24 protein-coding genes are annotated in these 22,961 nt (G+C 39.2%); 15 read left to right on the top strand and 9 right to left on the bottom strand.

All coding sequences use genetic code 11. From position 1 onward, the window contains the following. The first annotated feature begins 217 nt into the window (after window positions 1-217). Window positions 218-2,494, top strand: coding sequence for a DUF1796 family putative cysteine peptidase (locus H6F62_RS08840; RefSeq protein WP_190371834.1), 2,277 nt, complete (start codon window positions 218-220; stop codon window positions 2,492-2,494). A 154-nt stretch (window positions 2,495-2,648) separates the two neighbouring features. Continuing rightward, a complete protein-coding gene (locus H6F62_RS08845; protein ID WP_137907915.1) occupies window positions 2,649-3,098 on the top strand; it encodes a DUF29 domain-containing protein in 450 nt (149 codons plus the stop codon). Window positions 3,099-3,284: 186 nt separating this feature from the next. Here H6F62_RS08845 and H6F62_RS08850 read toward each other — a convergent pair whose 3' ends face one another. Next, the gene (locus tag H6F62_RS08850) at window positions 3,285-4,775 is read right to left on the bottom strand and encodes an acyl-CoA synthetase (protein ID WP_137907914.1); all 1,491 of its coding nucleotides are present in this window, start codon (window positions 4,773-4,775) and stop codon (window positions 3,285-3,287) included. A gap of 266 nt (window positions 4,776-5,041) precedes the next feature. On the opposite strand from H6F62_RS08850, the gene H6F62_RS08855 reads away from it, so the two are divergent. Together H6F62_RS08855 and H6F62_RS08860 are read left to right on the top strand one after the other, a co-directional pair. Continuing rightward, entirely contained in the window at window positions 5,042-5,281 is a 240-nt protein-coding gene (locus tag H6F62_RS08855) for a hypothetical protein (protein ID WP_190371835.1), read from the top strand. Between the two features lie 194 nt (window positions 5,282-5,475). After that, on the top strand, window positions 5,476-6,108 hold the full coding sequence (locus H6F62_RS08860) for an alpha-ketoglutarate-dependent dioxygenase AlkB (RefSeq protein WP_137907913.1): 633 nt from the start codon (window positions 5,476-5,478) through the stop codon (window positions 6,106-6,108). A 184-nt stretch (window positions 6,109-6,292) separates the two neighbouring features. Here the strand turns inward: H6F62_RS08860 and H6F62_RS08865 are convergent, their stop codons facing one another. From H6F62_RS08865 to H6F62_RS08880, 4 genes are all read right to left on the bottom strand, one after another. Continuing rightward, on the bottom strand, window positions 6,293-7,696 hold the full coding sequence (locus H6F62_RS08865) for an NAD(P)(+) transhydrogenase (Re/Si-specific) subunit beta (RefSeq protein WP_190371836.1): 1,404 nt from the start codon (window positions 7,694-7,696) through the stop codon (window positions 6,293-6,295). Beyond that, window positions 7,693-7,986 carry an NAD(P) transhydrogenase subunit alpha gene (locus H6F62_RS08870; RefSeq protein WP_104388799.1) on the bottom strand — a complete coding sequence of 98 codons (294 nt, stop codon included), beginning with the start codon at window positions 7,984-7,986 and terminating at the stop codon, window positions 7,693-7,695. The genes H6F62_RS08865 and H6F62_RS08870 overlap by 4 nt, the downstream gene beginning before the upstream one ends. A gap of 149 nt (window positions 7,987-8,135) precedes the next feature. Then, window positions 8,136-8,528 (bottom strand): DUF4440 domain-containing protein, encoded by a 393-nt coding sequence (locus tag H6F62_RS08875; RefSeq protein ID WP_190371837.1) that lies wholly within the window; start codon window positions 8,526-8,528, stop codon window positions 8,136-8,138. Window positions 8,529-8,767: 239 nt separating this feature from the next. Beyond that, window positions 8,768-9,922, bottom strand: a complete 1,155-nt coding sequence (locus H6F62_RS08880; RefSeq protein ID WP_190371838.1) for a Re/Si-specific NAD(P)(+) transhydrogenase subunit alpha — start codon at window positions 9,920-9,922, stop codon at window positions 8,768-8,770. A gap of 437 nt (window positions 9,923-10,359) precedes the next feature. Here H6F62_RS08880 and H6F62_RS08885 point away from each other — a divergent pair, with 437 nt between their 5' ends. The 9 genes from H6F62_RS08885 (at window position 10,360) to H6F62_RS08925 (ending at window position 15,708) form a co-directional block, all read left to right on the top strand. Beyond that, on the top strand, window positions 10,360-10,872 hold the full coding sequence (locus H6F62_RS08885) for a DUF2808 domain-containing protein (protein ID WP_137907909.1): 513 nt from the start codon (window positions 10,360-10,362) through the stop codon (window positions 10,870-10,872). Between the two features lie 403 nt (window positions 10,873-11,275). After that, on the top strand, window positions 11,276-11,410 hold the full coding sequence (gene rpmH, locus H6F62_RS08890; RefSeq protein ID WP_015209090.1) for a 50S ribosomal protein L34: 135 nt from the start codon (window positions 11,276-11,278) through the stop codon (window positions 11,408-11,410). A 25-nt stretch (window positions 11,411-11,435) separates the two neighbouring features. Beyond that, window positions 11,436-11,807: a ribonuclease P protein component gene (gene rnpA / locus H6F62_RS08895; RefSeq protein WP_137907908.1), complete on the top strand. Its 372-nt coding sequence runs from the start codon at window positions 11,436-11,438 to the stop codon at window positions 11,805-11,807. Continuing rightward, window positions 11,794-12,180, top strand: coding sequence for a PH domain-containing protein (locus tag H6F62_RS08900; protein ID WP_028084490.1), 387 nt, complete (start codon window positions 11,794-11,796; stop codon window positions 12,178-12,180). The genes rnpA and H6F62_RS08900 overlap by 14 nt, the downstream gene beginning before the upstream one ends. A gap of 255 nt (window positions 12,181-12,435) precedes the next feature. Beyond that, a complete protein-coding gene (gene yidC / locus H6F62_RS08905; RefSeq protein WP_137907907.1) occupies window positions 12,436-13,581 on the top strand; it encodes a membrane protein insertase YidC in 1,146 nt (381 codons plus the stop codon). Between the two features lie 2 nt (window positions 13,582-13,583). After that, on the top strand, window positions 13,584-14,099 hold the full coding sequence (locus H6F62_RS08910) for a R3H domain-containing nucleic acid-binding protein (RefSeq protein WP_137907906.1): 516 nt from the start codon (window positions 13,584-13,586) through the stop codon (window positions 14,097-14,099). An 86-nt stretch (window positions 14,100-14,185) separates the two neighbouring features. Next, window positions 14,186-14,689, top strand: a complete 504-nt coding sequence (locus tag H6F62_RS08915; RefSeq protein ID WP_137907905.1) for a YceD family protein — start codon at window positions 14,186-14,188, stop codon at window positions 14,687-14,689. A 334-nt stretch (window positions 14,690-15,023) separates the two neighbouring features. Continuing rightward, window positions 15,024-15,323 (top strand): type II toxin-antitoxin system HigB family toxin, encoded by a 300-nt coding sequence (locus H6F62_RS08920; RefSeq protein WP_190371839.1) that lies wholly within the window; start codon window positions 15,024-15,026, stop codon window positions 15,321-15,323. Beyond that, window positions 15,307-15,708 carry a transcriptional regulator gene (locus H6F62_RS08925; RefSeq protein ID WP_190371840.1) on the top strand — a complete coding sequence of 134 codons (402 nt, stop codon included), beginning with the start codon at window positions 15,307-15,309 and terminating at the stop codon, window positions 15,706-15,708. The genes H6F62_RS08920 and H6F62_RS08925 overlap by 17 nt, the downstream gene beginning before the upstream one ends. Before the next feature lie 42 nt (window positions 15,709-15,750). Here the strand turns inward: H6F62_RS08925 and miaA are convergent, their stop codons facing one another. Further along, on the bottom strand, window positions 15,751-16,644 hold the full coding sequence (miaA, locus tag H6F62_RS08930; RefSeq protein WP_190371841.1) for a tRNA (adenosine(37)-N6)-dimethylallyltransferase MiaA: 894 nt from the start codon (window positions 16,642-16,644) through the stop codon (window positions 15,751-15,753). 217 nt (window positions 16,645-16,861) lie between these two features. Between miaA and gyrB the strand changes: the two genes are divergently transcribed. Together gyrB and rpoD are read left to right on the top strand one after the other, a co-directional pair. Then, window positions 16,862-18,799, top strand: a complete 1,938-nt coding sequence (gene gyrB / locus H6F62_RS08935) for a DNA topoisomerase (ATP-hydrolyzing) subunit B (RefSeq protein WP_137907901.1) — start codon at window positions 16,862-16,864, stop codon at window positions 18,797-18,799. A 1,141-nt stretch (window positions 18,800-19,940) separates the two neighbouring features. Then, the gene (gene rpoD, locus H6F62_RS08940; protein ID WP_028084497.1) at window positions 19,941-21,110 is read left to right on the top strand and encodes an RNA polymerase sigma factor RpoD; all 1,170 of its coding nucleotides are present in this window, start codon (window positions 19,941-19,943) and stop codon (window positions 21,108-21,110) included. Window positions 21,111-21,164: 54 nt separating this feature from the next. Here the strand turns inward: rpoD and H6F62_RS08945 are convergent, their stop codons facing one another. From H6F62_RS08945 to H6F62_RS08955, 3 genes are all read right to left on the bottom strand, one after another. Continuing rightward, window positions 21,165-21,398 (bottom strand): hypothetical protein, encoded by a 234-nt coding sequence (locus H6F62_RS08945; RefSeq protein ID WP_028084498.1) that lies wholly within the window; start codon window positions 21,396-21,398, stop codon window positions 21,165-21,167. Window positions 21,399-21,504: 106 nt separating this feature from the next. Then, window positions 21,505-22,416: a tetratricopeptide repeat protein gene (locus H6F62_RS08950; protein WP_137907899.1), complete on the bottom strand. Its 912-nt coding sequence runs from the start codon at window positions 22,414-22,416 to the stop codon at window positions 21,505-21,507. Window positions 22,417-22,493: 77 nt separating this feature from the next. After that, on the bottom strand, window positions 22,494-22,961 hold the full coding sequence (locus tag H6F62_RS08955) for a restriction endonuclease (protein ID WP_137907898.1): 468 nt from the start codon (window positions 22,959-22,961) through the stop codon (window positions 22,494-22,496).

Below are 22,961 nucleotides of genomic sequence, written 5' to 3' on the forward strand. Positions count from 1 at the left end.
TCATAATTCTATGACAACTTTACTAAATTTTGCCACAGGCTTAAAAAATCTTTGTGATTGAGTTGGCGAATTTGACCAGTAGGGTTAATTAATTGACAACCTGGGTAATTTTCTACATATTTTTCATCCTCGCTTGTGATACGTGATATTCTGTCAAAGTATCTGCAAGGATTCAGCCTTTCCATAAAGTATTGTATCCCTAAATCAGCAAAAACCCATGTATCAATTCCAGGTTACTGCATATACACAAGCTGGTGAATCCATTGGTATCGTCGGTTCTACTCCCGAATTGGGATTGTGGGACATTACGAAATGTGTTCATCTCCGTACCAGTGGCGATCGCTATCCTTTATGGTGGACAGATCAAGAAATTGATTTTCAGCCGTCTTTGGCCTTGAATAATTACCAAAGAGTCGAATATAAGTATGTACGCATTGATGCTAAAGGACATGGACAATGGGAAGCTATGGGTACAAACCGCTGGCTACCAATTAACCCTGAAGAAGAGTCCGGTACTATTGTTGTGGATGATGGTGCTTATGGTTATTTACAACCTTATGCCTTTGGCTATTTCAATAATTCTACTGATAATAAAGCCCTAAAAAAAGAGTCGGGCGGTCTGGACAGTTTGAAAATTGTGGTGATTGGCAGTTCTGTGGCTTTGGGACATAAAGCTTGGTTATTCAAAGGCTGGGCTTGGCTGTTGGCACAGGATTTACAGCAAAAATATGGGCATCAAGTCATAAATTTATCAGAGTCAGGCGCAAATGTCAGCAGAACCATCGCCAGATTTGCCTCAGTAGTCACCCCGGAAAAACCAGATGTAGTAATTATTGCCTTATCTTTGGGTAACGAAGGGTTAGCCTATTGTTCTCCTCACGAAAGAAGGGCAGTACAGCGACGGTTTGAAAGTGGTTTGCAGCAGTTGGTAAAAATGACCCGGACACTGGGCGCACGTCCAATTTTAGGGGGAGTCTATCCCCATGGTGATTTTTCCCCGGAACATGATTGGCTGTTGCAGGATACACACAACCGAATGTTAAATTGGGATGTACCGATTTTGGATTGGTTAGCAGCAGTAGATAACGGTCATGGACGTTGGCAAGAGGGGACATCTTTTGACCCGTCTCATCCTAATACCATCGGTCATCGGCTGATGTATGAGGCAATAGACCTGCGCCTGTTCCAAATTGACAAAGACGAATTAACAAAAGAAAAACAACGCTTTTGGCAACCGAACGAAGTCCCTATCTACCTTGACAGTGCAGGTTTCTATGTTTGTGCTGCTGTTGAAGATAAGAGTCTGCGGATTAGAAATCCATCAAAATATAATTATACTATCGCTCCTTATTGGCAAGAATTACAAACTGGTCTGCAAAATCAGGCGGGATTAATCCCAGGTATCTACATTGCTAAGTTGTTATCCCTAAATGCTGAGAAAGGAATACTGCCTTTCTTTGCTGTGCAAGAGAATGGAACTATTTCCACAACTGTTAATATTCCCCCTGGTGCTGACCTGGAATATAACGCCGCTTTCCATCTCTTTGCTCCGAATAACTCCCAAGTTTTGTTTTATGATGGGCATCTGGGGATTTTACAACAAGATGAATATCACATCTGGATAATCAACGAATCAGATAATGAATACAATATCCAGCCGATGTGGCCGGAGATACGCAAGGCATTAAAAGCTATGCCGTCAGGTGTATACGAAGATCCTTTTTATCCCGATGCACCTTTTCGGACAATGATGATTGGTCAGGACGGCTTGGAAAGTCGGGTAAAAGCACCACCCAAATCAGCGGTATTTTTGCAATATAAATGCAAATTAGCAGAAATTAGTCGGGTGGCGATTCTGCCTTTGGGCGATCGCTGTGCGGTGCGAATGTTATTGTATAAGATGGAATACGACGGTCCGGCTTTTCCTTTTGATTTGACTCGCACTACCAAAATTGCAGATATTGCAGATATCATCGAAAATGGTTTTTATGATATGTGGAATCCTCATTTGCTGCATTACAATTCCGAGGAACGCAGAATTTACCACAGTAAGTGGGGGGGATTATCTTTTGCCCATGAAGTCGAAGATACGGAAGACCCTGTTAACGATATGTCTCCTATCCATGAACGGATGCGGGTTCGTTATACGGCACGTTCTGAAAGATTTTGGTACGCACTCCAGCACTGTGACGAGGTGCTTTTTGTCCGTACGGGTATTGCTGACCGAGGTGGAGTAATTGATTTACTTAATAAACTGAAAAAACAATGTCAAAGTAAGCCGTTTCAATTGTTGATTCTTTCTCCCCAATCTTCTGATGAGTTCTCAAATTTGCCTCATGTATTGCATTACAATTTTGAGTTTAATCCTGATCGGATGTATGATGATTTGGGGCATTGGATGTACTGTACAGATGTGATGAAAGGGATTTTAGAATCTTTGGGTGTGTCCAGTAAAAACCTGTTTTGGTGTCCACCAAATCCGCCGAAGAACTAACTAAATATTTGATAAATATTTGATAAATATTTGGCGTTGTATTTTGAAGTTTGAGGTGGTGAGTTTTCCCATTCCATATTTGAATGCAGCAACGCCAAATCTATGTTATAATGGCGATTGTATGTGTAACTTGTAAATAACAAAAGGTGAAGTTATGACAGTTATTACTAATTTACAGCAACTCTATGAAACTGATGATCATTTATGGTTATTAGAAACTATCCAATTATTAAAACAAGGTCGTTTTGATGAGTTAGATTTAGAAAATTTAATTGAGGAGTTAGAATCATTGGCAAAAAGAGATAAGCATCAAGTTAAAAGTTTACTAGAACAAATAATTAGACATCTTTTATTGTTGCAGTTTTGGACACAAGAATATGACAGAAATAAAAATCATTGGCGCTCGGAAATTAGAAGTTTTCGAGTTCAGTTGAAAGATAGATTAACATCTAATTTATATAATTATTTGAGTTCTATTTTTATAACCATTTATGAGGATGCTTTAGGTTATGTTCAAGAAAAAACAGGTTTTACTGTAAATTTTCCCACAGAATGTCCTTATTCTTTTGATGAAGTTCTGGATATTCATTATTTACCTAAGTAGGTTGGCGTTAAAAATTGTCGTTATGACAAGGGAACTCTTAACAGGGAAGAGGTTTTGGGCAACTTTACTTTTCGTTACTTTTGACATCTTTAAACCCATGGTTCATTGTAACACTTTTTGCGAGGATAGCGAAGCACTGCTACAAGCCGATAGCTGACCTTGTAGGGTGCGTTAATTATCGGCTCGTTATTTTACGTTAAATAGTTCAACCACCTGCGGCTTAGTTACTTTCCCCATGGCATTACGTGGTAATTCCTCAACTATGATCATTCGAGTTGGGATTTTATAAACTGCCAATTGCTCCTTTGCCCAAATCCTCAAAGATTCTAATGTTAATTGACGTTGTGGTAATAATACTAAAGCCGCACAAACTCGCTGCCCCCATTCTAAATCAACCACCCCAACCACTGCACATTCTTGAATATCTGGATGATTTCTTAACACTTCTTCAATTTCTAAAGCGGAAACTTTATACCCTCCTGTTTTGATGATATCTACGCTCATTCGCCCTAAAATGCGGTAGTTGCCATTCTCAACTATTGCGGTATCTCCAGTACAAAACCAGCCGTCTCTAAATGCCTTTTCCGTTGCTTGGGGGTTTTGCCAATATTCTAAAAACACTCCAGGGCTTTTGACTTGGATTTCCCCTGGTGTTCCTGATGACACTAATTCTCCACTCTCATCTACTAATCTTACTTCTACTTGCGGTAAAGGTTGACCAACGTATCCTGGGTATCTTTGATCATGTAAAGAATTGGATAGTGCCATACCAATTTCCGTCATTCCATAGCGTTCTAGGAGGAAATGACCGCTAATGCTTTGCCATTTTTCTAACACCTGCACTGGTAAAGCCGCTGAACCAGAAACCATCAAACGCATTTTTTTACACCCTGCTCCCATGCTTGTTTGACGTTCTTGAGTAGCATTTTCCCAAGCAGTAATCAATTTTACATAAATTGTCGGTACTGCCATAAATAGGGTTAAGTCCCCGTCACAAATACGATCCCAAACGATTTGGGCATCAAATTTACTGAATATGTGACACTCAGCCCCAGCCCATAAAGCACAGGTGAGGACGTTGATAATACCGTGAATATGATGTAAAGGCAGTATATTTAAAATGCGGTCATTCGATGTCCATTCCCAAGCAGTAATTAGACTGGTAACTTGAGATTGAATATGCTCATGGGTTGTCACTACACCTTTTGGTTTACCCGTTGTCCCACTGGTATAGAGAATTAATGCCCGTCTTTTAATATCTACATTTGGTAAGGTGGTAACATGATTTGGCAGTGTTTGTGAGGTGAGAATCAAAGGTAAATTTTTCTCAGTAGCGATCGCTCGTAGTGTATCCTCAAATTGGGGATGAGCAACAATAATTGATACTCCTGAATTTGTAATCACATACTCCAATTCTGGACGAGGGTGAGAAACACAAAGCGGTACAGCTATTCCTCCAGCCCGCCAAATTCCCCACTGAGTGGCCACATACTCAAACCCTGGGGGGATGAGAAAAGCAACTCTCTGTTCTTGTAAGTCTTCTATCTCCTTCAGCAGACCTGTGGCAATTAGACTAGAAATATCCAGTAAATTACGATAGCTAAATGCTTCTTTATCTGTAACAATTGCTATCTGATTGTTATGTCGTTCAGCACGAGTAATCAAAGGTAGATTCACTTTTATTTACCAATTTTTTACAATTTTCAAATTAGACAGAACTTTCCTGTCAAACAGGAATTCACAAAAGTAATTTCTTACTTAAATTCAAGTATGTTAAAGATTTTAACGTTTTATTGATCACAAAATATTATCAATATTATCAAATAATACAGCCTATTTTAGGTTTATGATGTACACTCCCAAGTGAGGGGCGCGGGATGGGGTATTTTTGTTCCTTACGAAGTTGAAATCTGCTGTAATAAATCGCCAAAGGCTTTAACAATTTGCTAAGATCAAACCCTACTAACATAGAAATAGTATTTAATAGCACTACACTTAATCCAACTTGGACAATAAAACTAGGCAAATTATTCCATCTCACTCCCCAAACCCCCCAAACAGCGATTCCTAGGGAGCGCAACGCTTACGCACCTCCTCAACTTCCCAACATCTTTTTTAACGAACCACGAAGACACAAAGAACACGAAGGAAGAAGAGAAGAAAGAGCGATTCCGGGTATTTGACTGTACGCTTCATCTAAAACAGACTTAATAATTTGAAAACAGTTCATAATAATATTCTCACTGTATCTACAGTGAGGATATTATACAATAGAGTTTCAGGAAATTCAATATATAGCAACATTATGAATAATTGACTATGATATCATTGATCATAGATTGACTAAAAAGTTGTAGATAGGAGTTGAAATTATTTCATGTTTAATCAACTTTCGATATGGGATCATGGAAATGAGAAAAGTAAGCATCAGTGCGAAAAGCTACTCATGCCTGATGCTGAAGTAATATTTTATCAAAGTTTCTTTGATATTAACGAAAGTAATCAATTATTTTTTGAATTACATGAAACTACTTCTTGGAGTCAAGAATCAACAATACTTTTCGGTAAGCAAGTAAACTTACCAAGGCTTACAGCTTGGTATGGAGATATAGGTAAATCTTATTGTTACTCAAAAATCACAATGCAACCTCTTTTATGGAATCCTACATTAATTAACATTAAATCTAAAATTGAATCTTTATCTGAAATTAAATTCAATAGTGTGTTAATAAATCTATATCGTAATGGCAAAGATAGCGTAGCTTGGCATAGTGATGATGAACCAGAACTTGGAAAAAATCCTGTAATTGCTTCTGTAAGTTTTGGTGCTAATCGTCGTTTTACGTTTAGACATAAAATACAAAAAGAATTAAAATACGAACTTGAGCTAACTCATGGAAGTTTATTAATAATGAAAGGAACTACACAGCATTTTTGGCAACATCAAATACCTAAAGTAAACAAACTTACACAGCCAAGAATAAATCTTACTTTTAGACAAATTATCTAATTGTTATTTATGTTTGATTAGTATTAATCTCAATTGAGAGTAAATATACCAATAAATTAATACATCAAGAATTACACAAAGAATTACACAGTAGAAATAACTCAACTCTTTTAATTATCTCGTTTCTCTGCGCCTCTGCGTGAGAAAAAAGGGTATAGTAACAAACTACACCCCTACAATTAACTTAAAGTTGCTTCACCTCACTAACCAACTTAGCCACCATATCCTTAGCGCTACCAAACAACATAGTCGTCTTATCCTTATAAAACAACTCATTATCCACACCAGCAAAACCCGCACTCATACCGCGCTTAATCACAATAGTTTGCTTTGCGCGATCAACCTCCAAAATCGGCATCCCATAAATAGGACTATTCTTATCACTACGCGCCGCTGGATTGACCACATCATTAGCACCAATTACTAACGCTACATCAGCCTGTTCAAACTGGGGATTAATATCCTCCATATCATACAACTGCGTATAAGCCACATTAGCCTCCGCCAATAATACATTCATGTGTCCCGGCATTCTCCCCGCCACCGGATGTATCGCATATTTCACATCCACACCCATGCGCTCTAATTGGTCAGCCAACTCCCGGACGCTATGCTGTGCTTGAGCAACCGCCATACCGTATCCTGGGACAATCACCACAGAACGCGCATAACCCAACATCATCGCCCCTTCTTCAGGATCAATACTGCGGACAGTTTGATTACTAGCACCAGCAGCCGCACCACCAGTAGCAGTAGAGACAGAACCAAAAGCACTAAATAAGACACTGAACAAAGAACGGTTCATGGCCTTACACATAATTTCGGTAAGGATTAAACCAGAAGCTCCTACCAAAGCACCAGCGATGATTAACATATTGTTCATCACCACAAAACCCGCAGCAGCAGCCGCTACACCTGATAAAGAGTTTAACAGCGAAATGACAACGGGCATATCACCGCCACCAATAGGCAGTACAAACATCACACCCAAGACCAAGGAAACAGCCACCACCCCTAAAAATACGGGGAGGCTATCGGGTGTTATGATTAAATAGGCACTTCCCGCCAGATAAGAACCCAACAGCAACAGGTTAAAAGGTTGCTGTAACGGGAAAGTAATCGGTGTACCGCTAATTAAACCTTGCAATTTCGCAAAAGCGAGAAAACTACCTGTTAATGTCACACCACCGATTAACACATCTAACAACATAGAAATGTTGACATCGAGGGGGATAGGCTGTGAACTATCTAATAACCGCCAAAATTCAGCAACGGCAATTAATGCCGAAGATGCTCCACCTAAACCATTTAGTAAACCCACCATTTGCGGCATTTCCGTCATTTGCACCTTGTAAGCAATAACAGCGCCAATTACCGAACCAATAGCCAAGCCTACCAAAATCATCTCGTAATTTAATACGTGCTGATCTAGTAAAGTGGCGATTATTGCCAATAACATCCCCACCGCAGCGACAAGATTACCGTTTCTAGCAGTTGCAGGAGAACCCAGCTTTTTTAAACCCAGGATAAATAATGATGCAGCGACTAAATAAGTTAGCTGAATCCCAGTTGGTATAAAACCGTTCATGCTTTAACTTCCTTCTTTTTAAACATTTGCAACATTCTGTCAGTCACCAAAAAACCGCCGACAACGTTCACCATTGCCAAAATTACGGCAATTAAACCGAGAATTACCGATAAATTGGTGTTTCTCTCCCCCGCAGCCAAAATTGCACCAATTACCGAAATACCAGAAATGGCATTTGAACCGGACATTAAAGGAGTGTGCAGTGTGGGAGGAACTTTGTTAATTACTTCAAAGCCTATAAAAGAGGCTAAAACAAGAACAAATAAAGCCGCTAGTAAAGTTTCTGTCATGTGATTTTTGGAGTTAAGAGGTTTCGCGCAATCTCTCTTAGAGATCCCGCAGGGTAGACGCAAAGGAGCAAAGACGCAAAGAGAAGATTTATAAAACCGCATTTCTCTGCGAACTCTGCGCCTCTGCGGTTAGTTATTCCGTGAATTTTTTAGAAGGGTTTATTGTTCCAAATTTGACGGTCAATTTTCCAAATTCCTGCCTCTTTTTTCATCAACCATAAAGCTCGAAATTTTATCTGTTTGACAGGACTACCATCATGAGGATAAATAGTTGCGATAGAGACACCAACGACATAACCAAAATCACCCATTACTTGAATTTCATCCGCAGTAAAAACCGGATCAATATCTTTGGTATTAATGGTTTGGGCAAATCCTTCTACAATATCTTCAATACCATAGCGATCATCTACATCTGGTGACATCCAAAGTGCTTCTTCGGTATACATCTCACCATAACCAATAAGATTTCTACTTCTCACATTATCGGCATAGGTTTCTTCAAATACTTTTCTAATTTCTTCTTGATCGTCAAAATACATATCTAAACTCCTGAGAATTGTTGTTGAGTTGTGTATAAATGGTTTTAGTGGTTATAAAACCTTAGAGAACTTTACCAAAAAATTATCCAGTAGTAAATGTGAAAATTTCCACAAACCATTTTCAACATCATTCCCGCAAAAGCGGCGATCCAAATTGTCTTATGGAACATAAATAATTTCTGGATTTCCCTGTTCAGGGGAATGACATTAAAATAGGATTAATCATTCTATGGAGTTATTTAAACCACTACCGCTTGCAAAGCATCCTTTACTCGTTGGTTTCTAATTTCTCCACCATGAGTAACACAAGCTGCGTCAACGATATCGTCACCAAAGTTGATTTCTAAGGCTTTGTCTTTAATTAACAATTGCATTAATGAGGTAACGTTCTTTGCGTACAGTTGACTGGCGTGTACTGGCATTGATGAAGGTAAATTAATTGGTCCGATAATTGTTACCCCGTTCCAAATAATATCTTTACCCGCTTCTGTACAAGCACAGTTTCCACCCTGTTCTGCGGCTAGGTCTACTATGACTGAACCGGGTTTCATTTGCGCTACCATTTCTTCTGTTACCAGTCTGGGGGCTTGTCTTCCTGGTACTTGGGCGGTGGTAATGACAATATCGGCGTTTTTGACGTGGCTGGCTACTAGTTCTTGGGTGCGCTTTTTGCTGTCCTCTGAAATTTCTTTGGCGTAACCACCTGCTGCAACGGTTTCCTCTTCTAGTTTGACTTCGACGAATTTCGCCCCTAAGCTTTGTACTTCTTCTTTGACTGCTGGACGAATATCAAAGGCTTCTACTACCGCTCCTAGTCTTCTGGCCGTCGCTATGGCTTGCAGTCCTGCCACTCCTGCCCCCATAATAAATACTTTGGCGGGGGCTATTGTCCCCGCAGCGGTGGTTAACATGGGGAAATATTTCGGTAATGCCGCCGCCGCAATCAGTACCGCTTTATACCCTGCTAGGGAAGCTTGGGAAGATAAGGCATCCATGCTTTGCGCTCTGGTGCTACGAGGGATCAATTCCATGCTCAAAGCGGTAATTTGCCGATTTGCTAATTGTTGGGCTATGACCGGATTTCCCAGGGGATTGAGGAAGCTAATTAATACAGATTCTGGTTTGAGTAACTCAATTTCTGCCCGGCCATCTTCTCTGGTTTGCGGTGGGCTAACTTTGAGTAATATGTCCGCTTCACTCCATAATTGGGCAGAATCGCTGATAATTTTAGCCCCTGCTGTTTCATAGTCGGCATCACTGAAAAATGCTTTCTCTCCTGCTCCCGCTTCTACACAAACCTCTAACCCTTGTTTGACTAATTTGGCTACGGTTTCGGGAATTAATGCTACACGACGTTCACAAATTTCTATTTCTTTGGCAACTGCTATTTTCATGAAATCTCCTGGATATAAATACTTAACATCATCGTTAACTATTATTACTTTCTATCTCAATTTAGTATCATCAAGCTGGTGGGGATGATCAACTATGAGTTACCCTTGTCTGTAGATAGAATTTTCAACTTCTGCGATCTTCTTTCTCTAGTCACAACCTCAATTTGATAGGATACAGATATCAGCCTTGCAAAATAGCTATAAGTAAAATTAGATATTGCACATCCTATACCGATCCCCATATTTTGGATATTATTCTTTAGATTATTTTATATTCTCAAACCCTCGCTCTTAATTTTTTCTTAACTATTTACCTGTTATTGACTTTTACCAGTGGCACTTTTGCTTCTCAATTCCGTCTATTTTCTAGCATCTAGTAGTAAAGTTTAATTACAAATACTAACGGTTACACACACTTCCCTAAGGAAATCTGATTTATGAAGCGTCTACTTTCTGCTTTGGCTATTACTAGCTGTTTATTTACAGGTTTACCAGTTCTAACTTGGGCCCAAAGCTTACCTGGGTTGACACTTTTTAGCGGCGTTGAAAACAAAAATCAATTACCCTACCGCTTAGATTTTGGTGGACAAACTAATAACACAGATCGTTATATACTCAGATTACCTGCTAAAAAAATGAAGTTAGCAGTGGCTCAGTTCGCCATTAGCTATCCTGATTATTATCAAGGAACTTTTGATACCAAAAATATTGAAGTCAGAGTTAAGGACAAAAGTGTTCCTCTGTCTGAAGTAAAATGGGACGAGAAAGGTGGGGTGATTCAAATATTTCCTAAAGACCCAGTTCCAGCCGGTCAAAAAGTAGAGTTAGTATTATCCAATGTTCAAAATCCCTCTTTTGGCGGGGTTTACTATTTCAACTGTCGAGTTCTTTCTCCGGGTGATGTGCCATTGTTGCGTTATATTGGCACATGGATTATCAGTATTAATTAACAAGGAAACAGGTTACAGGTTACAGGGAACAGGTTACAGGGAACAGGTTACAGGGAACAGGTTACAGGAAACAGGTTACAGGGAACAGGTTACAGGGAACAGGTTACAGGGAACAGGTTACAGGGAACAGGTTACAGGGAACAGGTTACAGGGAACAGGTTACAGGGAACAGGTTACAGGGAACAGGTTACAGGGAACAGGTTACAGGGAACAGGTTACAGGGAACAGGTTACAGGGAACAGGGAACAGGGAACGGGAAAGATTAATCAACCTTTGCCTTTTCCCACTGATAACTAACAACTGATAACCGACAACTCCATCCAGAAATATATTTTTATTGCCTGTAAAGTGGTAAAATACCAGATTGTGACTTTTTATGAAAATCCGGTAAAAGGAGAAAGATATGCAAAGGACATTGGGAGGCACTTGCCGCAAGAGAAAAAGAACCTCTGGGTTTAGGGCAAGAATGCGGACACCAGACGGCAGAAATGTGATTAGTGCCAGAAGAAGAAAAGGAAGGCACCGGTTGAGCGTGTAAGGTAAATTCAGCAATAATAACCGCTGTGGCTTTACCTAAAGCATATCGTCTCAAATCCCGTCAGGATTTTCAGGCGGTTTTCCGGGAAGGAATTCGGCGACATAGTTCTCATTTTACACTGAGGGCTCTAAAACCTTCTTGGGATACTGCCCCTCCTGCCACGAAAATTGGTATTGCCATTAGTACGAAAGTTAGTAAACGCGCCGTTGTTCGCAACAAAATCAAAAGACAAATTACAGCAGCATTATATGAATTGTTGCCGAAATTAGTCCCAGGATGGCGGTTAGTATTAATTGTCAAACCAATAACAGCAGAATCTGAGCACCAAACCCATAAATTTCTGCGAGAATTAGAAGAGTTATTGGCACAAACTGAGGTACTAAATGGGCATTCGTGAAGAAGTTTATTATGAAGGTGGTCCCCACATTGGGGATTTGATTCTTAACCTACTCATTGGGCTGACAGTGGTGGGTATTCCTTTGGCTGTGGGGGCAATAGTCAGGGCTATATGGTTACGGTTTCGCATTACAGACCGTAGGATTTGTGTAACTGGTGGTTGGATGGGACGCGATCGCTCTGATGTTATTTACTCAGAAATTGTTAAAGTTGTCAAAGTTCCCCGTGCTATCGGCCTATGGGGAGATATGGCAATTACCCTCAAGAATGGTACTCTAATCGAAATGCGGGCTATTCCTAACTTCCGGGAAGTATATGACTACGTTAACGAAAAAGTTGCAGCTAAAAATCCCCAATATAGCAGCGGTAAATAAGTCATTCGTGCTAAGTTTCACCTCTTTGTATACTTAGCACGACTTCTACAAAATGATTTTATAATGTACGGCTATCCCTAGCTTTTCCAGAGCGGAATAGTCGCAGCAATGCTTAACAAAAACCTCTACAATATAGAGCAAAAGCTTGGGAGAAAACCGCCTCCATTTAACTCTATTTAGAGGATAGGCTTAACCAAGCATCCCACTCCCGCGCGGGGTGGGAGTGTCAAAGTACCGCAGGTTTAATTCAGAATAATGGATTTTGGTATCGGGTTTCTCTCGAACAACGTGATGTTGCCCATCATAGACCTTTTCTATGGTGTTTTCCCTAGTTATGGCTTGGCAATAGTAGCCTTAACATTGATTATCCGCTTTGCACTCTATCCCCTGAGTGCCGGTTCCATCCGCAGTATGCGACGAATGCGAGTTGTGCAGCCTGTGATGCAAAAGCGTATGGCAGAAATCAAAGAACGCTATAAAGATGATCAGCAAAAGCAACAAGAGGAAATGCTCAAGGTCCAAAGTGAATTTGGTAATCCCTTAGCAGGATGTTTACCTCTATTGTTGCAGATGCCAGTATTATTAGCATTGTTTGCCACTTTGCGAGGTTCACCTTTTTCTGGTGTTAACTACTCCGTTAACCTGCAAATCTTCCCTCAAGAACAAATTGAGCGCATTCAACCCCAAGCATTTGCTACTCCCCCACAAAATATCTACATTGCTGATGGTGAACATATTCCCATTTCCGCTATCTTACCGGGGGGTGATAAGTTAACAGTGGGAGAAAAAACTAAGATTCAGTATCAAACCGTAGAAGGTAAACCATTTGATTTACTCTTAAAGGAACATCCAGAATCTCAGTTGACACCTACCTGGAAAGTCACCAAAGGCGCGGAAAGGGTGAAAATTGATGCCGAAGGCAATATAGAGGCTCTAGAACCCGGAGACGTGACCATTCAAGCCACAATTCCCGGACTAGCAGCAGAAAAAGGATTTCTCTTTATTGATGCTTTAGGTAGAGTGGGCGCTATTGATCCCGATAATACAGTTCATTGGGATATTGTAGCCATGATTGTCTTCTTTGGTATCAGTCTTTATGTCAGCCAAATGCTCTCTGGACAAAATTCCAGCGGTGGCAACCCTCAACAAGATACAGTCAATAAAATTACTCCTGTGATCTTTTCTGGAATGTTCTTATTTTTTCCCCTACCGGCTGGGGTACTTATGTATATGGTAATTGGTAATGTTTTCCAAACTATCCAAACCTATATCCTCTCCCGTGAACCTTTACCAGAAGAAATCCAAAAAATCGTAGACTTACAGGCAAAAGAAGCACAAACCATTGAAGTAAAAGCGTTGCCATTTGAACCCAAAAGTTCTAAGAAAAAGGCTAATGGTTGATTATGAGCGACATTTCTATGCAAAATAGTGAAGACTGGTTACAAAATTTGCTACTTCTCATGGGTTTATCTACTCAAGTACGGGCTAATTTAGAAACTAACCCATCTTCTGAGCAAGATACACCCACAGGAGAAAGCTACTGGTTAACAATAGATCAAACCAATTTAACATCAGAACAAATTCGGATTTTAATTGGTGCTGGTGGTTCGGTGCTAGATAGCATTCAGTATCTCGCAAATTCCATTCTTAATTTGAACCAACCAGAAGACAATCATACCGCTTACACCGTGGAATTAAATGGTTATCGTGTGAGACGAGAAGCCGAAATCCGCACTTTAGCAGAAACGGCTGCCGCAGAAGTCCGCTTTTCAGGAAGAGAAGTAGAACTTCAATCTCTCAGCGCTGCTGAACGAAGACAAATTCACACATTATTGCAGGAATTTTCGGATTTAGAAACCTTCAGCCGTGGTAAAGAACCTCACCGTCATTTAGTTGTTCGTCAAGCAGTTACACCATAATTAGGTAGTAGGGAACTCTTAACTGGGAACAGACAAGAATATTACCCATTACCCATACTCAATTTTCAGGGTATTTCACAAATCCTATGGACGCTATTTTTATTCCGCAGCTATCTAAAGCCCCGGAGCGGACAGAGGAAATTCAAGTTCAAGAGTTTCTGCCTGGTTTGGAAACATTAACACCCGTGCGGGGAATTATCCAAGTTAAACACCAGGGTAATTATTTAGAAGTTTCATCTCAGGCAGAAACAATTATTACTTGTACCTGCAACCGCTGTTTGCAGCAGTATAACCATCGTCTGGTTCTTGATACTCAGGAAGTCATTTGGTTAGATGAAACCGCTAATCAAACGGAAGATTTTCCTTTAGAAATGGAAGTTGCTGTAGAGGATTTACTGGAAACTTTAGCACCTGATGGTCACTTTGATCCCGGTGAATGGCTATATCAACAGATGTGTTTAGCATTACCTCAGCGTCAATTATGTGACCTTAATTGTCCGGGTATTTTGAATACTGCTGTTTCTGAACCACCCATTGATAGCCGTTGGGCTTCATTAAATGCTTTGAAAAAACAACTTCCAGATAATTAGTAAATTTACTGTTTGGTGCGTTATGGCTTAATTCTTTATGGCTCGGTAAAATCCGTGAACACTCTCTCAAACTCCTCAAGGATTTTTTATCTTTGTGGAGTTTTTAATTACGGAAAAATTTTGTATAAGTCCTAATTAAGACTTGACAACTTACTCTCATTTTGAGAAAATAGGGCAGGTGGCAAGCACAAACACAAGAATAACCAAGCACAAACACAAGAATAACTAAGCACAAACACAAGAACAACCAAGCACAAACACAAGAATAACCAAGCACAAACAAGGAATTAAGCTATGTACACCAATCACTATTATTTCAAATCCAAAGTATATTATGCACCTAATTTCAATTCGCACCCTCCGCGAAGAAACAAAAAAGTACCCTGATATCAAAAAACAAATTGAAGATTGGCATAAAACAGTTAAACAAGCAGAATGGCAAAGTTTAAATGATGTTCAAAAATTTTACCGAGATGCTGAAGTTGTTGGTAATTTTACTGTTTTTAATATCAAAGGTAATGATTATCGTTTAATTGTAGGAATAGATTATGAAGATCAAACGGTGTACTACAAATACTTGCTAACTCACGCCGAATATAGTAAAAATAAATGGAAAAATGACTCTTATTTTTGACAGAAATACTTATAGTCAATTACTAGCAGAAATCGCTCCTCAAGTAATTGAAACAGAGGAAGACTATGAACGGTTTTTAAAAGTTGCAGAATATCTAACTTTTAAAAAAAATCGTAGTCCAGAGGAGCGAGCTTTACACAAATTGCTTGTCAGACTAATTGAAGATTATGAGGAAGAAAATTATCCAATGGATGAATCTACACCTCATGAAATATTGCTACATATCATGGAATCTAGCGGCATTCGTCAAGCTGACTTAGTACGTATTTTAGGTTCTAGCAGCGGTGTAGTTTCAGAGGTTGTCAACGGTAAACGTTCAATTAGTAAAGCACAAGCAAAAGCCTTGGGAGAATATTTTAAAGTTTCTCCTAGTTTATTTATTTAGAGTTGGATTTTCTTGATTTTTATTGATGTTTTTTTGTCTGATTCAGACAGAAAATTCGTTTATGCGTCGCCAAACACTTTCCAATAAATCAGAATTATTCATATCAAAATATTCAAGATTAGGAGATTGTCTAAACCAAGTCCGTTGACGTTTGGCAAATTGTCTGGTATGTAAAATAATTAATTCTTTGGCTGCATCTAAAGAAATTTCACCAGCTAAATATTGTTTGATTTCTTGATATCCTAAAGTATTTAATAAGGATAAATAAATACCATATTTTTGAGACAAGTATTCAACTTCATCAACTAAACCATCTGTTATCATTTGTTCAGTTCGTTTGCGAATCCTGACATCTAAATGTTCTGCATCAGCATCTAAACAAATTTGTAAAATTGGATAATCTGGTGGATTTTCTCCTTGTTGTTCAGAAATAGGAATACCAGTGGTATAATAAACCTCCAAAGCTCTTAAAGTCCGCACCAAATCGTTAGCGTGAATTTTTTGGGCGGCAACGGGGTCAACTTGTTGTAACATAGGGTAAAGTTGGATTTGACCAAGGGGTTCTAATTGCGATCGCAATTCCGGCTGTGGTGCAACTCTGGGAATTTTCATTCCTTGAACAATGGAACGAATATATAAACCTGTTCCACCCACTAACAGCAGTGTTTCAACTCCCAAACTAGCAATTAAAGCCTGTGCTTGTTGTTGATAATCTGCTAATGTCATGATTTCAGTTGGTTCACAAATGTCTATTAAATAATGGGGAACTAATTTTTTTTCAGCTAGATTTGGTTTCGCTGTCCCAATATCAAACTCACGATATACTTGACGAGAATCAGCACTGAGAATTACAGAATTTAATCTTTGTGCTAAACTCAAGGCTAAACTAGATTTACCCGTGGCCGTAGCCCCACAAATTACAATTAATTTAGTCATTAGTCATTAGTTAGGTGTTCGTTGTCACTGGTCAGTGGGAAGAAAAACGTAAAATAGGGAATTTTCTCCCCAATTCTCATCAGGGTTACAACCCTTATGTAAACTTCTCATAAAATTGCGCTACAGACGGCAGGAAGGCTTTTATGTTATAATGTTGGGGTGATTTGACTTTTTTCGCATTTTAGCAATTTTAACCCCAAGCATCAGGAGAATTTTCATGACGAGCAGTTACAGCGCCGATCAGATTCAGGTTCTGGAAGGTCTGGAAGCCGTCCGCAAACGACCAGGGATGTACATCGGTACTACGGGTCCGCGAGGACTTCACCATTTAGTTTACGAGGTAGTTGACAACTCTGTTGATGAAGCTTTGGCGGGTTACTGTACCCATGTTGAGGTGGATATCAATGCTGATGGTTCTGTGACGGTGACAGATGATGGTCGGGGTATTCCTACGGATATTCACCCAAAAACAGGGAAATCAGCTTTAGAAACTGTGTTAACTGTTCTCCACGCAGGTGGTAAGTTCGGTGGTGGTGGATATAAGGTATCCGGCGGTTTACACGGTGTGGGAATCTCTGTGGTAAACGCTTTATCTGAGTTTGTAGAAGTCACGGTTTGGCGTGATCACAAGATACATACCCAACGATATGAACGCAGTTTCCCTGTTACTGAATTGGTAGCAAAGCCCTACAAAGAAGATCGAACGGGGACTTCTATTACCTTTAAGCCAGATACACAAATTTTTACTACTAGCATAGAATTTGATTACATTACTTTATCTGGACGCTTACGTGAGTTGGCGTATCTTAATGCCGGTGTAAAAATTACTTTTACAGATCATCGCTTAGAAATTATTAAAAGCGATATCCCTAAAATAGAAACTTACGAGTACAAAGGTGGTATTAAGGAATATATCGCCTACATGAATCGTGATAAGCAGCCTCTCCATGAAGAAATTATCTATGTTCAAGGGGAACGCAACAATGTCCAGGTAGAAGTGTCTTTACAATGGTGTACTGATGCTTATACGGATAATGTCCTGGGTTTTGCTAATAATATTCGCACTATTGATGGTGGTACGCACTTAGAAGGTTTAAAAGCAGTTTTAACTCGGACATTAAATGCTACCGCTCGCAAACGCAATAAAATTAAAGAGAATGAATCTAATCTCAGTGGTGAACACGTCCGCGAAGGTTTAACTGCTGTCATTTCTGTGAAAGTCCCTGATCCTGAATTTGAAGGACAAACTAAAACTAAACTGGGAAATACAGAAGTTCGCGGTATTGTTGATTCTTTTGTCGGTGAAGTTCTCACGGAGTATCTAGATTTTCATCCTGCTATAGCTGATGCTATTTTAGATAAAGCTATCCAAGCGTTTAAAGCTGCTGAAGCTGCTCGACACGCACGGGAATTAGTCCGTCGGAAATCAGTATTAGAATCTTCGCCTCTACCTGGTAAGTTAGCAGATTGTAGCTCTCGTGATCCGGCTGAATCTGAAATATATATCGTAGAAGGTGATTCAGCCGGTGGAAGTGCGAAGCAAGGACGCGATCGCCGCACCCAAGCAATTCTCCCTTTGCGTGGTAAAATCCTCAATATCGAAAAAACTGATGATGCCAAAATCTATAAAAATAATGAAATTCAAGCCTTAATTACCGCACTGGGTTTAGGAGTTAAAGGTGAAGAATTTAACCCCTCACAATTACGATATCATCATATAGTATTAATGACTGATGCTGACGTAGATGGGGCGCACATCCGCACCTTGTTGTTAACTTTCTTTTATCGTTATCAACGGGCGTTAATTGAACAAGGTTTCATTTATATTGCTTGTCCGCCATTGTACAAAGTAGAGCGCGGCAAAAATTACCAGTATTGTTACAGTGAACGGGAATTACAACAGCATCTAGATACTCTTCCTAGTAATGCTAATTATACCATTCAGCGGTTTAAAGGGTTGGGGGAAATGATGCCTGAACAACTGTGGACAACCACCATGAACCCAGAAACCCGCACTCTCAAACGAGTGGAAATTGAAGACGCAGCCGAAGCAGATCGAATTTTTACCATTTTAATGGGCGATCGAGTCGCGCCTAGACGGGAATTTATTGAAACTTATGGATCTAAACTGAATATGACAGATTTAGACATTTAAGGAATGGAAACAGGGGTAATTACTCATTACCCCTGTTCTCCAAAATTTTTCTCGAAAAATTATAAATTTTCCCCACAAAGGCATAAAGCATTTGCTATGCTTAGATAGCTTGACTAGATATTATCTACAAAGCAAAAATTGATAAGTATACACAAGACTTTTCCGTTCAGAGATGACAGCCACTTTCTTAAAACCAGAAGTATTCACAAGGATAATTAACATACCTGAAATTACCTAAAAATATCATTAGGCAACTTTAGTAACAATATTATGTATCATCTGATTAAAATATCGTTGTATACAATAAGAACAGTTTGTCAAGTTGCACAGGGTAGAAATCTCAACTCTGCGCTAATGTGTGAATAAGGCTGAATTGAGTCAAATCTCAGTTCATCTCTCACAGTCCTAAAATACCCGATAATCTTAACTCCTTAGTTTAGATTTTTAGTATAGCATATACAGGGGTTAGCACCTGGAAACAAACAACAGTCATTAACAGACGGTGGTACAATTAGTTTAAGTAAAACTAGTACCTGTAAACAAGTGCCCGCCATCGGGTTTAGTTGAAACAGGACATAAACACAAATTGTCTACATCAGAACAATTTGTACAGGTTTTATAGAGCAGCAATTGTTCCTAACTTTTAATTTAATGACAATCCCACTGTCAAACCAACAAGTTTTCGATAAGATTAATGGTGTTACCACCATTTTTAATGTCTTTTTGATAAAGGTAGCTTGATCTGACTTTCAGGAGTTCATAAATAATGCACAAAAAAAGCGCATTTTTTGTGAAACAGGCTACAATCAAAACGGTATTTACAGTTAAATCTGCCAAAGGTCATACAATTGTGTCCGCATCAGGAAGCTTTTTGAAGAAAGATGAACCTAGTTTGATAGATTCAGTTAATCGAAAGTGATATCTAGCGTCGTCATGTATGACCATGGGGAAAGTGAGCAAGTCACATTACAAATGACATTGCCACTGCACAATCCTGATTAAAACAGGGAAAACAACAAACACCGAAAATATTTGAGGGTGAACAGCCAAAACCCAATTTTCGGTTCAGAGATTACTTGATGCCAAAAGTAATCAAAATGTCTTGAGTAACTGATTCTGCAAGGAGCATGAGGAACGCGGCATGAACCAGGCTAACAACGTACTCGATAATATTTATCAGCCTGACCTAGAAATGATAAATCCGCCTGAGATCGAATTACAAGAACTCTTAATAGAAGAAGAGGACTTATTGCTGGCTGATGATGGCGAAATTGATGATTTTTTAGATCCTCAGTCTGATGAGGACGACACCAAGTCTGGAAAAGCCGCTAAATCGCGTCCTCGGGCACAAACCAAGAAAAAGCAATACACCGAAGATTCCATTCGTCTGTACTTGCAAGAGATTGGGAGGATTCGTCTATTACGCGCAGATGAAGAAATTGAACTAGCGCGCAAAATAGCTGAACTACTGGTGCTAGAAGATGCTTACAAGAGTTTGTATGAAAAACTAGAACGGATACCAGAACCAGAAGAATGGGCAGGAGAAGTAAAATTATCATTACCAGCCCTACGCTCTAGACTCCACATAGGAAGAAGGGCTAAGGAGAAAATGGTACAATCGAACCTGCGGCTGGTGGTTTCCATTGCCAAGAAATACATGAACCGTGGCTTGTCCTTCCAAGACTTGATTCAAGAAGGTAGTTTGGGGTTGATTCGTGCGGCTGAAAAGTTTGATCACGAAAAAGGCTATAAGTTTTCTACCTACGCTACATGGTGGATACGTCAAGCAATTACAAGGGCGATCGCCGACCAGTCTCGCACTATCCGTCTACCGGTTCATCTCTACGAAACAATTTCCCGGATTAAGAAAACTACCAAACTCCTGTCCCAAGAAATGGGGCGCAAACCCACGGAGGAAGAAATTGCCACTCGCATGGAAATGACCATCGAAAAACTGCGGTTTATTGCCAAATCTGCCCAGTTACCAATTTCTCTGGAAACACCCATAGGTAAAGAAGAAGACTCCCGTTTAGGTGATTTTATTGAGTCAGAAGGTGAAACCCCAGAAGACCAAGTTTCTAAAAACTTGCTGCGGGAAGACCTAGAAAAAGTCCTAGATAGTCTCGGACCTCGTGAACGGGACGTTCTCAGATTACGCTATGGTTTAGACGATGGCCGCATGAAAACCCTAGAAGAAATCGGCCAGATTTTTAACGTCACCCGCGAACGTATTCGCCAAATCGAAGCTAAAGCACTGCGTAAATTACGTCACCCTAATCGTAACAGCGTACTAAAAGAGTATATTCGTTAAGTGAGTAGGGGAGGGTTTAACTGATTAACTTTTTAAACCTTCCCCTACTATTAACTACATCTTACCTTGCTGCATCACCTCTTGGAGATGCTGGCGAATTTCGTGTGCTTGTTCAATTTCTGACTGGCGTAATTTTTGGAATAGTTCTACACAAGGTGTAGAATTAGCCTCTTTTGCGTCTTTGATATAATTTTCATAAGCTTGAACGGCTACTGCTTTATTATGCAGTACGCTGATAAAATCATACTCTAAGTTACTAATGGGTTCTTGAGTTTTGGTTTTACTCATTTTTTTACTCCGTTAGTTGTTTAATTAATTTCTACTTATTCCTCCATAATTATTCATCTGTCTAAAAGCTGAGTTAGTCCTATAACTTTTTGGTGTAAACCCTACCTTACCTACTTAAATTTTGGGCTTTCTCTAATAACTCCTCGGAACTTTTCACCCACTGTAAATTACCTTGAATATTATATAAATCTCTAGCATATTGCAAGACTTGGACAGCTTCTTTGTACTGCTTTAACCCCATAAAAACCAACCCCGCACCATAATAAGCATTAGCATAACTAAAGTTCCCCGCAGCGGATTTTCTAAAGGCTGCTAAAGCTTCATTTAATTTACCCTGATTAAATAAAATTGTTCCCATACTATAATGGGCTTCTGCATATTTAGGATTGATTTTAATTGCTTCAGTAAAAGCTGCCTTCGCTTGCTCAATTTTCCCCTGTTGCAGATAACAGACACCTAAATGATAAGCTGGTTCAGGCGCGTTTTGACTAATTAATTTGGCTTTTGCAAAAGAAGCGATCGCACTTTCCCAATTTTTCTCCTCTTCCCTAATTAATCCCATATTATAATGGGCAAAACCCAAATTTGGATTTAATTCTAAAGCCCTACTTAAATAGTCTTTGGCCAATTTTAAATTATTTCCTTCTAATAAAGCCCCACCTAAATTCGCAAAAGCTAAAGCAAATTGAGGGTCAGCTTGAGTAGCTTGATAAAAAGCATCTGCTGCAGGTTGTAACTTTCCTGATTGTCGTAGTGCTAAACCTAAGTTATAGTGCGCTGCTGCTAATTTAGGATCTAGTTTAATAGCTTCACGAAAAGCCGTAATTGCATCTTCTAATTTTCCCGACTGAATCGCTTGTAATCCTTGATTTAAAGCCTCTGTAGCTGCTTTAGTATTTGTGTTTTGTGCCAGTATTAGAGTAGGGTAAGAACTGGAAAATACGGGTTGAATATTAATACTTAATAATAAGAAATTGATTATCCCAAAAATAGGATATTTAATTAATGGTAATTGCATGGATTTAGTTTTATTTCGTGTAATCTCTCTAAAATATAATTCACATAAACTTATAAGTAATACACAATATAATCATACTATTTATATTTAGCCCATTCACCATTACTCAAATTCCTCAATGAAGGTAAATCTTGAGTAGCTCTTATAAACATCTCCGTTTCTCCAAACACATCTTCAAGGCTTAATAAATGAATCTTTAGCTGTGTATTAATCTGCTTACTTTGAATAGCTTTATTTAAACGAGAACGAAATCCGTCTGTATAACCAACACCAGCTAACATTATGCCAATATTAGCTTCATGAATTATTATATTACCAATTAATTCTGCTGAATAAGAAGCATCTAAGATATTTTGGGATAATTTAGACTGAAAATAAATCATATCATTATTTAGTTCGGCATAATCATCTATTCCTCCATCACTTCCAGATTTTCCTGGTGTTAATCCCAGATAGGCAGCAAAACGTCTACCTAAATCTTGTTTTGCTGTTTCGCTAGAATAAATAATCCCTGTTACTAACGCATCAATTTCTAAGAAATCCAT

Source organism: Anabaena sp. FACHB-1391 (genome assembly GCF_014696755.1).
Classification (GTDB): Bacteria; Cyanobacteriota; Cyanobacteriia; order Cyanobacteriales; family Nostocaceae; genus Dolichospermum; species Dolichospermum planctonicum.